The organism is Nonomuraea sp. NPDC049625 (assembly GCF_040675285.1).
Taxonomy (GTDB): Bacteria; Actinomycetota; Actinomycetes; order Streptosporangiales; family Streptosporangiaceae; genus Nonomuraea; species Nonomuraea angiospora_A.
The window spans coordinates 65,191-79,883 of the sequence record NZ_JBFAOQ010000019.1 but is presented as its reverse complement, the minus strand read 5'-3'; the positions used below and the strand labels follow the sequence as shown (position 1 = coordinate 79,883).

General features: G+C 68.1%; 15 protein-coding genes. 7 read left to right on the top strand and 8 right to left on the bottom strand.

Translation table 11 applies throughout. The features are described from left to right. The gene (locus tag AB0J87_RS52475; RefSeq protein ID WP_363980782.1) at nucleotides 1-948 is read right to left on the bottom strand and encodes a ribonucleotide-diphosphate reductase subunit beta; all 948 of its coding nucleotides are present in this window, start codon (nucleotides 946-948) and stop codon (nucleotides 1-3) included. Beyond that, nucleotides 945-2,261, bottom strand: coding sequence for an MFS transporter (locus tag AB0J87_RS52470; RefSeq protein ID WP_363980780.1), 1,317 nt, complete (start codon nucleotides 2,259-2,261; stop codon nucleotides 945-947). The genes AB0J87_RS52475 and AB0J87_RS52470 overlap by 4 nt, the downstream gene beginning before the upstream one ends. 162 nt (nucleotides 2,262-2,423) lie before the next feature. Here AB0J87_RS52470 and AB0J87_RS52465 point away from each other — a divergent pair, with 162 nt between their 5' ends. Next, on the top strand, nucleotides 2,424-2,936 hold the full coding sequence (locus tag AB0J87_RS52465) for a VOC family protein (RefSeq protein ID WP_363980777.1): 513 nt from the start codon (nucleotides 2,424-2,426) through the stop codon (nucleotides 2,934-2,936). Between the two features lie 146 nt (nucleotides 2,937-3,082). Here AB0J87_RS52465 and AB0J87_RS52460 read toward each other — a convergent pair whose 3' ends face one another. Next, nucleotides 3,083-3,694, bottom strand: coding sequence for a TetR/AcrR family transcriptional regulator (locus tag AB0J87_RS52460; protein WP_363980774.1), 612 nt, complete (start codon nucleotides 3,692-3,694; stop codon nucleotides 3,083-3,085). 438 nt (nucleotides 3,695-4,132) lie between these two features. Between AB0J87_RS52460 and AB0J87_RS52455 the strand changes: the two genes are divergently transcribed. Further along, on the top strand, nucleotides 4,133-4,432 hold the full coding sequence (locus AB0J87_RS52455; protein ID WP_363980771.1) for a hypothetical protein: 300 nt from the start codon (nucleotides 4,133-4,135) through the stop codon (nucleotides 4,430-4,432). 145 nt (nucleotides 4,433-4,577) lie between these two features. On the opposite strand, the gene AB0J87_RS52450 is transcribed toward AB0J87_RS52455, so the two are convergent. Next, a complete protein-coding gene (locus AB0J87_RS52450) occupies nucleotides 4,578-4,829 on the bottom strand; it encodes an SCO4226 family nickel-binding protein (protein ID WP_350731592.1) in 252 nt (83 codons plus the stop codon). A 793-nt stretch (nucleotides 4,830-5,622) separates the two neighbouring features. On the opposite strand from AB0J87_RS52450, the gene AB0J87_RS52445 reads away from it, so the two are divergent. Together AB0J87_RS52445 and AB0J87_RS52440 are read left to right on the top strand one after the other, a co-directional pair. Next, nucleotides 5,623-5,994: a thioesterase family protein gene (locus AB0J87_RS52445; RefSeq protein ID WP_350731589.1), complete on the top strand. Its 372-nt coding sequence runs from the start codon at nucleotides 5,623-5,625 to the stop codon at nucleotides 5,992-5,994. Between the two features lie 11 nt (nucleotides 5,995-6,005). Beyond that, on the top strand, nucleotides 6,006-7,157 hold the full coding sequence (locus tag AB0J87_RS52440) for an MFS transporter (protein WP_363981074.1): 1,152 nt from the start codon (nucleotides 6,006-6,008) through the stop codon (nucleotides 7,155-7,157). Between the two features lie 57 nt (nucleotides 7,158-7,214). Here AB0J87_RS52440 and AB0J87_RS52435 read toward each other — a convergent pair whose 3' ends face one another. The 4 genes from AB0J87_RS52435 to AB0J87_RS52420 form a co-directional block, all read right to left on the bottom strand. Then, the gene (locus AB0J87_RS52435; protein ID WP_363980767.1) at nucleotides 7,215-8,723 is read right to left on the bottom strand and encodes a glycoside hydrolase family 13 protein; all 1,509 of its coding nucleotides are present in this window, start codon (nucleotides 8,721-8,723) and stop codon (nucleotides 7,215-7,217) included. Nucleotides 8,724-8,740: 17 nt separating this feature from the next. Next, on the bottom strand, nucleotides 8,741-9,121 hold the full coding sequence (locus tag AB0J87_RS52430; RefSeq protein ID WP_355200170.1) for a globin: 381 nt from the start codon (nucleotides 9,119-9,121) through the stop codon (nucleotides 8,741-8,743). A gap of 9 nt (nucleotides 9,122-9,130) precedes the next feature. Beyond that, nucleotides 9,131-9,964, bottom strand: a complete 834-nt coding sequence (locus AB0J87_RS52425) for a mechanosensitive ion channel family protein (RefSeq protein ID WP_363980764.1) — start codon at nucleotides 9,962-9,964, stop codon at nucleotides 9,131-9,133. A 575-nt stretch (nucleotides 9,965-10,539) separates the two neighbouring features. Continuing rightward, nucleotides 10,540-10,824 carry a hypothetical protein gene (locus AB0J87_RS52420; protein ID WP_355200171.1) on the bottom strand — a complete coding sequence of 95 codons (285 nt, stop codon included), beginning with the start codon at nucleotides 10,822-10,824 and terminating at the stop codon, nucleotides 10,540-10,542. Nucleotides 10,825-11,100: 276 nt separating this feature from the next. Between AB0J87_RS52420 and AB0J87_RS52415 the strand changes: the two genes are divergently transcribed. The 3 genes from AB0J87_RS52415 to AB0J87_RS52405 all read left to right on the top strand — a co-directional run bounded on the left by AB0J87_RS52415 (nucleotide 11,101) and on the right by AB0J87_RS52405 (nucleotide 14,648). Next, nucleotides 11,101-12,642: an XRE family transcriptional regulator gene (locus AB0J87_RS52415; RefSeq protein WP_363980760.1), complete on the top strand. Its 1,542-nt coding sequence runs from the start codon at nucleotides 11,101-11,103 to the stop codon at nucleotides 12,640-12,642. Then, nucleotides 12,639-13,127 carry a GNAT family N-acetyltransferase gene (locus AB0J87_RS52410; protein WP_363980757.1) on the top strand — a complete coding sequence of 163 codons (489 nt, stop codon included), beginning with the start codon at nucleotides 12,639-12,641 and terminating at the stop codon, nucleotides 13,125-13,127. Before AB0J87_RS52415 ends, AB0J87_RS52410 begins: the two co-directional genes overlap by 4 nt. A 297-nt stretch (nucleotides 13,128-13,424) precedes the next feature. After that, nucleotides 13,425-14,648, top strand: a complete 1,224-nt coding sequence (locus AB0J87_RS52405) for a DMT family transporter (protein ID WP_363980754.1) — start codon at nucleotides 13,425-13,427, stop codon at nucleotides 14,646-14,648. Nucleotides 14,649-14,693: the final 45 nt, after the last annotated feature.

The window sequence follows — 14,693 nt, the reverse complement described above, 5'->3', positions numbered from 1 at the left end:
TCAGCCTCCGGCGAGCTCTGGTTCGATGCGGGCGACCATGTCCTGGATGTCCGGAGGGAGCGCGATGCCCACGTCCACCAGCTTCATGTGGAGCTGGCGGATCATGAGGCGCCTGACCTCCTCCGGCGACCAGCCCAGAGACTCGAGGGCGAGCCTGCGGCTGGTGGCGCTGTTCATAGCGAGGATCGTACGGAGCGTCTCGTGGATCTGGAGCAGCAGCCGCGGATCCTCCTGCACCGAGTCGCGCAGGAACCGCATCCCGAACTGCACGTGCCTGGCCTCGTCCCGGCACGTGGCCGTGAAGCCGGTGTAGTAGCCGGGCAGGAACCCCCGTTCCCGGCAGTACGTGAGCGTGATCTTCATGACGGAAAGAGCGAGCACGCCCTCGATCCACAGGAAGTATGTCGTGCCGTAGCGCACCCGGGCGGCGGGATCTTCGGGGTCCTTCCGCAGTTCGTCGGCCTGGTAGGCGAGCAGCCCGAACGGTCCCACGAACGTCTCCGACACGTGCTCGAACGACGCGTCCAGCACATCCTGCACCGAGTCGCCTGGCATGCCGACCACTTCGCGGTAGAAACGGTCGAAGAACACCGTGTGCCGGGCCTCGTCCTCGATCTGGCTGGACATGTAGATCCTGGACTCCTCGGAGCCGCCCAGCATGAACACCGGCAGCTCCACCTCCACCTGCCGCTCCCCATGGTGGAACCCGGCGGAGATCCCGACGAACGCGTCCCGTTCCTCCTGCGACATGCGCTCTCGCCAGTCGACGATGTCCTGCGAGAAGTCCAGCTCGTAGACGTCCCATCGCTGGCGCAGGTAACGCTTGTACAGCTCGGTGTAGTCGGGCAGCCGCTTGAGGTCGCGGTGCACGTACGCGAGCACGTCGTCGATGTCGAGGTGACGGATCCCGCGCAGGTCGGAGCCGGCGACGTCGGGCAGTTCGGTCATCCTTCGGCCTCCCCGAGGGCGACTGTGACAGGCGTGCGGGCGGGGCGGCGCCACGGCCCGTTGAACATGACGATCGCAGGGATGAACAGGACAAGACACCCCAGCGCCACGAACAGCCACGTCTGCCAGTCCGTCGCCGCGACGACTCGCGGGATGACCAGCAGCCCGACCACCGCGATACCCTTGGTCAGGAACCCGAACAGCCCCCACGCCGTGCCCTGCAGCCGAGGGTCGGCGTCCTCGGCGTCCTCCGAGTAGTTGGCCATCCAGGGCGCGTACGCCACTCCGAGCGAGCCGCCGAGCAGCGCGCCGACCACCATGAGCGTGCCGGTCGAGACGTCTTCCTGACCCAGGGAGACGGCGAGGTAGGCGGTGACGAGGACGGCCGCGATGGTTCCGCCGAGGGAGAACGGCTTACGCAGCTGGGTCCGGTCGGACAGGCGGCCTGTTACGATCAGCGTGAGCAGATTGAGACTCCAGAACGCCGCCATGATCGTCGAAGCCTGAGCACTGCTGATACCGAGCGCATCGACCAGCATCGTCTGCCCGAAGAGCGACAGCGTGATGTAGAGCACCAGCCACAGCGAGATGCCGATGACGTGCGCCCAGATGTTCCGCCTGACGAAGAGCGAGCGCACGCGCGCCGGCCTCCCGAGATCCACCACCTGAGCCGCCGCCTGCTCGGTGTGCTGGATCCGGGCCCGCAGCTCGGGCGACAGGTCTGCGATGTTGAATGCGATGACCGCCGAAATGACGAGCGAGAAGCACCCCATGATGACGAACTGCGAGCGCCACGAATCGTTGAAGATCGGCAGGGTCCAGCCGGCGATGGCCGCGGCCAGGAAGTTCGCGCCGACGGGTCCCCACGTCCAGAAGCCGAACGCCTGAGCCCGCCCCAGGCGCGGTGAGAAGTCCCTGATCAGCGGCGCGGTGCTGGCCATGGCCACGCCGTCCACGAATGCCAGCACGATCCGGGCGATCAGCAGGTCGCGCGGGTTGTGCACGAGCGTCATGGCGAAACAGCACACGGCCGTCAGGCCCATGAGCGGGATGAGCAGCCGCACCCGGCCGAGCCGATCGGTGAGTCTGCCGCCCAGGATGGAGGCGATCGCCCCGGCCACCGCCGCGGCGCCCGAGACTGCGCCGTACGTGGCCAGCGACATGTGTAGATCTTTGAGGAGGAGGGGTACGACGGGGGCGATCTGCCCTTCGTAGGAGCCGATGAGGATGGCCAGCACGGCCATCGTGAGGATCTTCATGCGGCGGGCGCCGGTCGGGTACTCGTCGAGCTCGCGGACGTAGGACAGCCTCATGGCTTGCCTTTCTGTGGGCTGGACCCCCGTCATGCGTTCTAGAAGCTTGCTCTAGAATTCATTTCTGTGATGTTGCTCCTCAGTGTGCCCGTCGTCAAGGGTGAGATGTTCATCCCTGGCTAGAATCCGATTCTAGGATCGCCCGGTGTAAGGAGTCGTGTGTTGGACCTTGAACTCGACGGCCTCGAAGTCACCTTCGACCACACGGCCGTGGCCGCTCCCCGGATCAGGGATCTGTTGCCGATCTACCGCGACCTGCTCGGCGGCCGGCACCTGGGCGGCGGTGGCGACAACCGGGTCGTCGGTTTCCGCACGTTACAGCTCACATATGCGAACGGCAGCAAGATCGAGCTCATGGAGCCCCTGGCCGGATCGACGTTCTTCGACAGCTTCTTCGAGCTCACCAGAGGGCGGGGCGGCGTCCACCACCTGAACTTCCACGTCGACGACCTGACGGCCGCGGTTGCCCTGCTGACCGCCCGCGGCTACCGCCTGCACGGCCTCAACCAGGCGGATCCCCGCTGGCGCGAGGTCTTCCTGCACCCCAAGGAGGCCCACGGCGTCCTGATCCAACTGGCCCAGCCGGGTCCGCACGAGCCGGGCGACGTCCGGCCGACGGTGGAGGAGGTGCTGGCCGGCCGGGGGTGGAACGGCAACGGCGTACCCAGCCCTTGATGCTGGGAGTTCGCGGGGAGCCGTTCGAGGCGGGAGAGGAGAAATCCAGTGGGGCTGCGCAGGCAGCCGGAGGGCTTTCCCGCGCGATCGCTCCCGGCTCGTGTCGGAGAAAGGTGCGGATCGGAGCGCCGACCGCCAGGTCCCGGTCACCCCTCTTCGAGGACCTGGAGGGGGTCGAGGCGCCGGATCAGGGTCATCGCCGCCTCGATGACCTCCTGCGCCTCCTCCTCCGTGTCCGAGGTGGCGACCTCCCGGGCAGCCTCACCGATGATGCTGGTCAGCACGGCCACGGTGAACCGATCGAGTGGATCATCCCCTGCCCTCAGCAGCACCGCGTTCTGGCGTACCCACTCCCGCCCCCGCGTACGGCGGATCAGCTCGAACCCCGGCGGCCCGTCCCCATCGATGAAGAGCCGCACAAGATCGCGCCGGTCCCAGGCCCCGGCGAGGTACGCGCGAGCCCCGGCGATCAGCAGCTCGACGGGATCATCCACGCCCGCCTTCTTGGCCTTGGCCACACTGGCGGCCGACGCCTCCTCATGCGCTGCCTGGTGGTCTTCATACAGGGCCAGGAACAACTCGGTCTTGCCCCCGAAGTGGTGGTAGAGGCTGCCGACACTGGAGCCGGCGCGGGCGACCACCTCGGAGACGCCGGCCTCGGCGAAGCCGTGCTCGCCGAAGACCTCGCGAGCCGCCTGCAGCATGTTTTTACGGGTCTGAGCCGTACGACTCCACTCCCACGAGGACTTACGCACCACGCGGCTGAGTATAGACCTGGCCGATTCTAGAATCAGGTTCTTGACACCGCGCAACAGTGATGGTCGGGGAGACGGCTGACGGACCTCTCGCTCACCTCAAGATCCGCAAGTCCATGGGGCAGACGATCTGGCCATCGAGTGCATGGTCGCCGACTCCCTGGTGAAGATCGAGGCGGCCAAGTGGCTGCCGTGGCACGCGGCCTGGCGGGTGCGGGAAGGCATGGATGCCCGGCACGCCTCCTCGATCGCCGAGCATGGGTGAACCCTTGGGCGATGTACGCGAGCGGCTCCATCCCTCGCGCCGACAGACGCGGCGGGCTCGCCTCGGAGGTCGGGGAATCGAGCTCGTTCTGCAGACAGGATGTCGGCCAGCCCGGCCGGAGAGGTAGAAGCCATCGGAAGCAACGGTACGCACGGCGTTCAGCGCGGGGGGCCTTGGTGACGTACCCGTTGGCGCCCGAGCGGATGGCGGCCAGCACGTCGGCGGGCCGACCCGAGGTCGAGATGGCCAGGACCCTGGTGGTCGCCGACCGCTCCCTGACCTCGGTCGCCGGTGGACAGGTACGGGTCGAGGATCAGCACGTCGTGGTCCAGGTCGGAGCCGCGCGAGTCACCGATCCTCGAGCCTTGGAGCACGACTTCGAGGTCATCGGAGCGGGGAAGGAGGTACTCCAGGCCATGGCGGATGAGCTCGTGGTCGTCGATCATCGCGATGCGAATCACGCCGTGTTCCCCTGAGGGCTGTGAACGTGGCGGCAGGCCGGCGAGGGTGAGCATGGGCATGCAGGGCCGGCCAGTCCCCTAAAAGCGCAACAGACTCAGCGCGAGATCATTTAGTAAGGATGGGCGACGGGCTGCCGCCCATCCTTACTGTTGTATCCGCCTATTCCACCTCGACCGGCAACTCGTAGATCTCCGTCGTGGGATGCCCGGCCTTCTCATGTACGCGCAGCACCGCCTCCTTGGACGGCCCCGACGACAGGCAGAACACCTTGCCCGACTCGGGGTCGAGCCAGGCGCGCTCGAAGTGCACGCCCTCGGACTCCTCTATCGCCAGGTCGCGCTCATGCGCCGCACGCAACTGCTCCTCCGTGACTCCCACGAACCCGCTGTGCACGTCCATGAACTTCGCCATCGCGTCCTCTCCTCCTGCACCATCCGGTACGTCGTGTGCCCTCTGAGGAAAAGGCGTTCCATCGTGTGCCATCCCCGTGCCACTGCCACCCAACCAAACCGGCATCACCCGAGCCCGCTCCAGGAGCGCTTACGGCCTCCGGCGCATCAGCATCGCCACCCCATGAACGCCCACCGCTCCCGGCACCACCAGCATCGCCACCCCATGAACGCCCGCGGTCCCCAGGCACCACCAGCACCGCTACCCCATGAACGCCCGCGGTCCCCCCGACACGGGTAATGGACGGTCAGGTGGCGGTGAAACCGGGTGCTGAGGGGGTCGGGCGCTGAGTGGGCCCGGTGGTGGCAGCCCCGGGCGATGGTTACGCTGAGTAATCAAGGGCTGTCAGGGTGGGTGGTGGCCCGTATATCCCCGTCACTCAGGGGCGTGGTTCGCGCGCCCCCGGCAGGAGGCGGCTCCCGGTGCGGGCACCCGCGCCTGATCCCCTTGTCCGATGGACTTGCGCCCGTGCCGGTGCCTGCGCCCGTGCCCGTGCCTGCGCCCGTGCCCGTGCCTGCGTCCGTGCCTGCGTCCGTGCCTGCGTCCGTGCCTGCGTCCGTGCCTGCGTCCGTGCCTGCGCTCGATCCCCCTGTCCGCCTCCGGGGCGATCATCGGGCGGCCTTTGACCAGCCCGCTCGTGCGACACCTCCGACCACGAGAAACAGACCTGACGCAAGGACACCAGGCCCGGGCGGGTACGGTGGCGGACGTGGTTGAACGCTCCCAAGCCCAGCGGCACGTATACCTCCGAACGGTGAGATTTGCCGACATCGACTCCCAGGATCACGTGAACAACGTGCGCTTCCTCGACTACCTCGAGGACGCCCGCTTCGGCATGTTCCACATCGATCCGTACAACGCGGGCGAGGAGCCGTTCAAAGGGCTGGTGGTGACCCGCCACGAGATCGACTACCGCCGCCCCCTCGGCTTCCGTGCCGAGCCGGTGCGGGTCGAGACGTGGGTGACCGAGATCAGGTCGGTGCGGTTCACGATTCAGTACGAGATCCTCGACGACAGCGACGTGTACGTCACCGCCACCTCGGTCCTCGCGGCCTACGACGTCGAGCGGGCGGCACCGCGCAGGCTCACCGAGAGCGAACTGGCCTATCTCAAACGCTTCTCGTGAAGCGGTGGTTGATGCTGGCGCTGGGCGTAAACGCGCACACCAGCGTCACCTTAGGCCTGGGCGGACTGCCCCTGATCCTGCCCGAAATACAGCGACATTTCGAAGTTTCGTTGCCAGTCGCGGGGATCATCGCGAACGCCCCGGCCATCGGCATCCTGTTCGCGCTGGTCGCCTGGGGCGCGCTGGCCGACCGGCACGGCGAACGCGTGGTCCTGGGCACCGGCGTGGGCCTGGCGGCCGTGCTGTTCGCCGCCGTCGCGTTCGTCGACCGGACCTGGGCGGTGATCGCGCTGCTGGCCCTGGCGGGCGCGGCGGGCTCGGCCGCGCTGGTCGGGGGCGGGCGGATCGTCCTGCGCTGGTTCGAACCGCCCGAACGCGGCGTCGCGATGGGCGTGCGCCAGGTCTCCTTCACCCTCGGCATGGCCATCGGCGCCTTCGTTCTTCCGCCGGTCGCCCGGGCGCACGGCCTGCCCGGCGTGCTCGCCGTCTGCGCCGCCGTCAGCCTGCTGGCCGCCGTGCTGGCCGCGATCTTCCTGGCCGAGCCGCCGCGTACGATCTCCGCGCCGGGCAGCGCGCCGGCGGGCACGCCGTACCGGCAGCCCGCGCTGTGGCGGGTGCACGCGACCAGCGCCCTGCACGTGGTGCCCCAGATGGTGGTCAGCACGTACGGCGTGACCTGCCTGGTGCACCTGTACGGCTGGGACAGCGTGGGGGCCGGGCAGTTGTTCGGGGTGGCGGCGATCGGCGGGGCGGCGGTGCGCATCGCGGTCGGGCGCTGGTCCGACAGGACCGGCCTGCGCATGCGGCCCCTGCTGCTCATCACCCTCGCCACCCTCGGCGTGCTGGTGCTGCTGGTCGTCGGCACGATCACCGGCGGCGAGTTCGGACCCGTCATGCTCGCCCTCGCCGCGGTGATGACCGTGGCCGGCAACGGGCTCGCCTATCTCGCCGCCGGAGAGCTGGCCGGACCCGCCTGGGCGGGCAGGGTGCTGGCCACCCACAACACCGTCCAGAACACCGTCTCCCTCGTCATCACGCCGCTCGCCGGCGTGCTGATCGAGCACGCCGGGTTCTGGGCGGGGTTCGCGGGGGGCCTGGCGTGCGCGCTGCTCTCGCTGCCCGTCATCCCCTTCCGCGGCGAGCTTTCGCGAAGGCATGACTGACGCCGGAGCCACACCCGCGGGATCGCTAAGGCTATGGCCAGCGCCGGAGCCACACGGCTATGACTCGTGCCGGAGCCACACCGCGGTGTCGGGCGGCAGCAGGTCCCCCTTGAGCGGACCGCTCGACAGGAGCACGGTGTCGTGCTCGGGCAGGTGTACCGGCCGGAGTCCGCAGTTGATGGCGCAGGTCAGCGGGCCGCGGGTGAAGAAAAGCACACCCTCGGGTGAGTCCAGCCACTCCAAGGTATAAGGAATTGATCCGACCAGGTCACGGCGGCAGGCCAGGGCCCGGCGGTAGAACTCCAGCGTCGAGCCGGCGTCCCCTTCCTGCTTCTCCACGCTCAGCTCCGCGAACGTGGCCGGCTGCGGCAGCCACGGTTCCACCCCGCCGGGAGAGAAGCCGTGGGAGGGCGGGTCCACCGTCCACGGGATCGGCACCCGGCACCCGTCGCGCCCGGGCAGTTCGCCCTTCGACTGGAAGAAGACGGGGTCCTGCCTGGCCTCGTCGGGCAGGTCGATCACCTCGGGCAGCCCGAGCTCCTCGCCCTGGTAGAGGTAGGCGGACCCGGGCAGGGCCAGCATCGTCAGCAGCGCCGCCCTGGCCCGCGCGAGCCCCGTGCCGGGGTCGGCGGTCCCGTAGCGGGTGCGGTGGCGTACGACGTCGTGGTTGGACAGCACCCACGTGGCGAACGGCACGGCGGCCAGGGTGTCGTCGATCACCTTCTTGAACGCCGTCGGCGACCACGGCGCCTGCAGCCAGGCGAAGTTGAAGCTCTGGTGCAGCTCGTCCGGGCGTACGTAGCGGGCGAGGTCCTCGGAGCTGTCCGTCCACACCTCGCCCACGGCCATCCGCTCGCCCGGATAACCGTTCAGCAGCCGACGCCAGTCGCGGTAGACGTCGTGCACCTCCGGCTGCCCCCACACCGGCGAGACCGACATGAACGACTGGTCGCCCACGTTGGGCAGCCCCTCGGCCTTGTAGAGCCCCATGGCCACGTCGATGCGGAACCCGTCGACGCCCCGGTCCAGCCAGAACCGCAGGATGTCCAGGAACTCGGCGTGCACCTCGGGATTGCGCCAGTCGAAGTCGGGCTGCTCGGGAGCGAACAGGTGCAGGTAGTACTGCCCGTCCGCCACCTTCGTCCAGGCGGGCCCGCCGAACGTGGACTGCCAGTTGTTGGTGGTGTCGCGGAAGATGTAACGGTCGCGCCGCTCGCCCCGCAGCGCCGCCTGGAACCAGGGATGCTCGGATGAGCTGTGGTTGGGCACGATGTCGACCAGCACCCGCAGCCCGTGCTCGTGTGCCTGCGCGACCAGCGACTCGAAGTCGGCCAGCGTGCCGAACAACGGATCGACACCCCGGTAGTCCGCCACGTCATAGCCGCCGTCGGCCATGGGGGAGGGGTAGAAAGGCGTCAGCCAGATGGCGTCGACTCCCAGCCGCCGAAGATACGGCAGGCGCTCGCGCACCCCGGCCAGATCGCCGACGCCGTCTCCCGAGGCGTCGGCGAAGCTGCGAACGTAGATCTCGTAGACGATGGCATCACGCCACCAGGGGATATCCATGTGGCGTGTCATGCCCGCTATGTCGGGGAGTTCACCAGGCTGTGGGCCGCGTAGACCAGATAGTCCCAGAGCCTGGTCCCCAGCTCTTCCGGCAGGTCGAGCGAGTCGACCGCGTCACGCATGTGCCGCAGCCAGGCGTCCCGTTCCGGCTCGCCGATCACGAACGGCATGTGCCGCATGCGCAGCCTCGGGTGGCCGCGCTGCTGGCTGTAGGTGTTGGGCCCGCCCCAGTACTGGATCAGGAAGCCCCGCAGCCGCTCTTCGGCGCCCTCGAAATCGGACTCCGGGTAGAGCGGCCGCAGCAACGGGTCTTCCGCGACGCCCTCGTAGAAACGGTGCACGAGGCGCCGGAAGGTCTCGTCGCCCCCGACGGCGTCGTAGAAGGAGGTCTCACTCACGTTCTCAGCCTATGCGGTGGCGACCATGGGGATGCCGGCGGAGTCGAGTGCGGACTTGACCCGGTACCTGAGCTCCCTGGACACCTCGGCCTGCGCCGAGGGCAGGGTCTTGGCGCTGATGCGGAACACCAGCGAGCTGTCGGACATCTGCTCGACGCCGTACACCTGCGGCTGCTCCACGATCTTGGTCTCGCGGAACTCGCCGTCGGCCCAGATCTCCTCGGCCACGTGCTCCAGGAGCACCCGGACGCTCATGATGTCCGCGTCGTAGGCCACCGGGACGTCCATGAAGGCCCGCGACCAGCCCTGCGACTCGTTGCCGACCCGGGTGATGGTGCCGTTGCGGACGTACCAGACGCGGCCGTCGACGTCGCGCAGCCTGGTGACGCGCAGGGTCACCGCTTCGACCGTGCCGACCGCCGCGCCCGCGTCGATCACGTCGCCCACGCCGTACTGGTCTTCGAGCAGCATGAACATGCCCGCGATGAAGTCCTTGACCAGCTCCTGGGCGCCGAAGCCGATGGCCACGCCGAGGATGCCGACGCTGGTGAGCAGGGGTGCGATCGGGATCGTCAGCCGATCGAGCACGGTCAGCACCGCGGTGCCGAGGATGACGATCGAGGCGACGTGCTTGAGCACCGAGCCCATGGTCTCGGCGCGCTGCTTGCGGCGCTCGTGCAGCAGCGCGTCGATGCTGTCGGGCACCGCGTTCTTGCGGAACCTGCTGGTTATCGAACCACCCGTGGCCGCGCGGTTGACCACTCTCGTGATGACCCGGTGCGCGACTTTGCGAAGCACGATCGCGAGCACGAGGATCAGGACGATTGTGATCAGACTAGCCACCAAGGGCGCCCAGGTCGCATTCTGGAACATCCCGACAAGGGTAGAGCAAATGCCCGCCGGGTCGTTCTCGCAGCTCCCAGCCATTTGCTGGGTCAACTTCTCGAAGTCCAACTGAGAAGCGGGTGGTTGCGACGCTGTCACCAGCAGTAACACTGGGTAGATCCCCCTCCGGAAGCGGTTCGGTCGGCTGCTTTGGACCGATTCGATCCAAAATACCGCCGACCGGACCGCCCGCCGTCACATCACGCCGGGGAAGACGGGGACGCCTGCTCTCTGGGCCGCGGAGGGAGAGAGCGGACGCTCCGATGACGGACGGCTCGGAGCGGGACGCGCACCCGGAAGCGTGTCCCGTGCCGGTTCCGGGAGGGATCCCCCGAACACCCGCCCGGGAGGACCGGGCGGGTGGCTGTGGACAGGCACGGCATGCGAGACCGTGCCTGGGCCGGAACCGGCGGGGCGACCAAGGGCTCCGGCATACGGGAGTCCCTCCGCACCGGCCACCCCGCCGGCTCCGTTGACGCCGCCGTGGGTGCGGTGAGCCGTGGTGGCTGCGCTCCACCCGGGTCACCGCTTTGTCACTCGCCCACGGCGGCCAGTACGCGTGCGACCTTCGTGGCCGCTCCAGCCGGGTCGTCGGCCTTGTGCATCCGTTCACCCCAGGACCAGCAGTACCACCAGTCCGGTACATCGGATGCGCTCGTCGACCGACAGGTGACGTTCTCCGACAGGCTGGTCGCGTTCGGGTTGATGACCCGTGCGAACATGCGCCCGCCCTGGGTCTGGACCACTCGCGCGAGCAACCCGTGAGCGTCGAGTTCGGATACGAGACGCTTCAGATGCTCGAAGTTGTCGTCCCCCACCTTTCGTCCCCTCCTTTTGGGAATCGGCTGGTGGGCCAAACATGGCTCATGTCAAGGGCGGGCGCAATGCCGCTTCCCCGGTCACGGGGAGTTGCTTCTCCCTCATGGGATGTAAGAAACAGTCCCTCGGAGGACGATCCTTATCCGTAGGCTTGATGCCGGGCGTTTTCAAGCTGGCGACATTGGTTCACACTCTTGGGTAGGCGCACAGCTACATGGACGCTACGCTGAGTCACCAGATATGGACCGGTCGAGACACGCGCGAGAGGGGCCGGGATGTCCGGCAGGCAGCACAGGGAAACGGAGATCGCCAGGCGGATCAGAGCCAAGGGCCTGGCCGCCGGGCGCACTTCGGCCCAGATAGCTGACGAGATCCATGAGCAGTGCACTCCGCAATTCGGCACCAGCCGCGTCAAATCCCACCGTCTTTCCTACGGCATCGCGCTGGCGGATGTCATCGAGCAGATCAGAGCCCTGTTCGAGCGTGACAACAAGGCGATGCCCGGCATCGGAGAGACCCTGCTGTCGGCCTACGAGAGCGGGCTCAAGCGCCCAGGACCCGAATACATGCACTACCTGTGCACGGTCTATCGGGTGGAGCCGCTGGAGCTCGGTTTCGACGGGCCGTGCATCTGCGGCCACGGGCACCGCACGCCGGGCGTGCTGCTGGGAGACAGTACCGAGCGGCCGTTAGCGCAGGCGGAGCGCGAGACCGGGTCGCCCCCGGAGCCCGAGACAGAGGCCGACGAGAACATCCTCCGGCGCACCATGCTCAACCTGCTCAACCCCGGGACCAGCGCCGCCACCGAGCTCGACGGGCCGGTGCTCGGCGCGTGCGAGGGCATCAGGCGCCGGATGGACGAGACGCTCGTCGCGGCCACGGTGTCGGCGGCGATGCTCGACCAGTGGGAAGAGGCCACGCAGAGCTTCGGCCGCCAGTACACGACGACGGCCCCGCTGCGCCTGCTGTGCGACGTGATGCTCGAGATGAGCGCCGTACGCGCGGCGCTGACCCACCGTCAGCCCATCGACCTGCACGACCGCCTTCTGCGGATGGCGGCCCAGCTGGCGGGGCTGAGCGGCATGATCATGATCAATCTCGGTGACCACCGGCTGGCCCGCTCCTTCTTCAGGACCGGACGCACCGCGGCCGACGAGACGGGCGACCGCGCACTGCGCGCGTGGATCACCGCCCGCGAGTCGCTCGTCCCGCTCTACTTCGGGGACGCCCGGGAGGCGCTCAACCTGGCGAAGAAGAGCCGAGACCTGGCCGGCACCATGCCCTGTCCCGCGCAGGCCATGGCACCGGTCGTCGAGGCGCGGGCGCTGGCCATGCTCTCGGGCGCCGAGAACAAGAAGGAGATCGTCGACCAGGCGAAACGCGCGCTGGCCAGGGCCAGGAACGCCTTCTCCCACATGCGGCCCGAGCACCAGGCGGACATGGCCTTCGGCTACACCGAGAAGCAGCTCTACTTCTACCAGGGCGACGTGCTCACCAAGCTCGGCCAGACCCTGGAGGCCGAGGTGGTGCTCGACCAGGCGCTGGAGAAGTACGAGGATCACATCCTCGACCAGACGCTGATCAGGCTCGACCAGGCCCAGTGCCGCATGATCGACGGGGAGTTCGACTCCGCGCTGGACATCGGCACCAGGGCGCTGCGGATGCTCGGCGACGAGTACATGACCGATTTCATCATGCGTCCCGCCCTGGCGCTCGAACAGGCGATCATGGCCCGTGACGCGAACAACTCGAAACTCGAGGAGTACAGGGCCGAACTGCGCCGGCCGAGGGTCCCGACGAAAGGCGGCGGTGCATGAACGTGGAGATCCGGCGCTATAGGTGGTCAGATCTCGACACCATCCTCGCACTCCACCGGATCTCCCTCGCCGAGGTGGGACTGGTGCCGGGCGACGGCGTCTACTACGACGACGACTTCCCGCGCATCCAGGAGATCTACCTGGGCTGTGGCGGTGACTTCCTGGTCGGCGAGGTGGACAAGCGGGTCGTCGCGATGGGCGGGCTGAAACCCGTCGACACGGCCACGGCCGAGATGTGCCGGCTGAGAGTGCACCCGGAGTTCCAGCGGCGCGGTTACGGTGCGGCCATGCTGCTCGCACTCGAACGGCGCGCGGTGGAGCTCGGCTTCGAACGCGTCAGAGGCGACACCACGCTCAACCAGGAGGCCGCCCTGGCGCTCTACGAGCGAGAGGGGTGGCGCGAGCTCTCCAGACAGCGGGTCGGCGACCACACTGTCGTCTACCTCGAAAAACGCCTGGCCCCTCCGGCGGTCATCGAGCTCTGAGGCTCCCGGCGTACGGCCCCACCCAACCCCTCCTGGGGCCGCTTCCTCCCCTCCCCGGTGATCTTCCCCGGGCTCCCGGCGTGACTTCACCGCCGACATTCCTTCCGTCACCCGCAGTACGCGACGACGCCGGTTCTGGCGTCCGCGGTATGGATGTACAAACCCGCGGGTGAGGCTCTTAACACCGAGGTGTAGAGGAACCTCACCGGCTGCTCCCTGTACATCAGTGGCTGCGAATAGTAGTGAGATGCTTTTGCCATGGCAGTCGTGCCCGCTCCCCGACCCCTCCTGGGAGCCGTGCTTCTGTTGTTCGTCAGCGCCGCTTGGGGGTCGGCGTTCCCGCTGATGAAAGATCTCATCCACCGGTTACCGGTGGAGGATCTGCTCGCCGAGCGCTACCTGATCGCCGCGCTCACCCTCCTCGTCATCAGGCCGAACTGCTTTCGGGGGCTGCCGCGCAGGACCTGGATCTACGGGGTCGTTCTCGGGGTCATGTTCGGGATCGGTCAGGCCGGTCAGGCCGTCGCGCTGCACGGCCTGCCGTCCTCGCTGTCGGGGTTCGCCGTCGGCTGCAGCGTGGTGATCACGCCGATCCTGGCGCTCGTCCTGTTCAAGGTGAAAGTGCCGCGCCGGATCTGGGCGGGGGTGGTGCTCGCTCTGGCCGGGATGACCGTGTTCACGCTGCTGAGGGGGATGGAGGACCACGAGGTCTCGGTGCTGGCGCTCGGGGTCACGCTGTCCGCCGCCGCCCTCTACTCCGGCCACACGCTGCTGCTGGCGCAGTTGTCCAAGCGGGGTGAGACCTTCCACGCGTACGCGCTGACGGTGATCCAGCTGTTCACCATCGGGCTGCTCACCGGGGTCGTCGCCGTCCGCGACGGGGTCGTGCTGCCGTCGGGAGGGTCCGACTGGCTGATCCTGGGGCACCTGGCCGTGGTGTCGTGCGCGCTGGGGTTCCTGGCCCGCTCGTACGGCCAGGCGCACGTCACGGCCGTGCCGAGCGCGATCCTCATGTCGTCGCAGCCGCTCTGGGTGGCCGCGATCTCGGTGATCTGGTTCCACGAGCCGATCGGCTGGGGCATGGTCGTCGGCGGGGGGTTGATGGCCGGCGCGATGCTGCTCGCGCTTCCCGCGAGAACCGCCGCGCTGGGAAAAGAGCGCACCCGCGCCAACCACGCCCTCCTCATCGTCGCCGCACGGGCGGCCAGGACGCTGGCCGACCTGAGGATCAAACGTGCGGATCCGCTGCCGCTCGGCGGCAGCCAGACGCCGTATCTCGACAGAGGAGCCTGTGTGAACGCTGAGACGTGCCCCTGGCACACGCGCTCGCTCAAGGGCGGCGGGGAGCCCAGCCTGGAGCGGCTGATCGAGCGGGCCACGGTCATCGTCCGGGCGAGGAATCTGCCGGGGCCGGGGTGCTGCCGGTCGGTCACCCTGCTCGGCCGGTGCCTGTGCGATCTGATGGAGGAAGCCGAGCAGGCCCGGACGAAAGCCCTCCCACGTTGGTTTCGGTCCCAATAGCTTACTGGTGTCAATCAAAAGGCAACCGCTTTTTTGCGGTGTAAC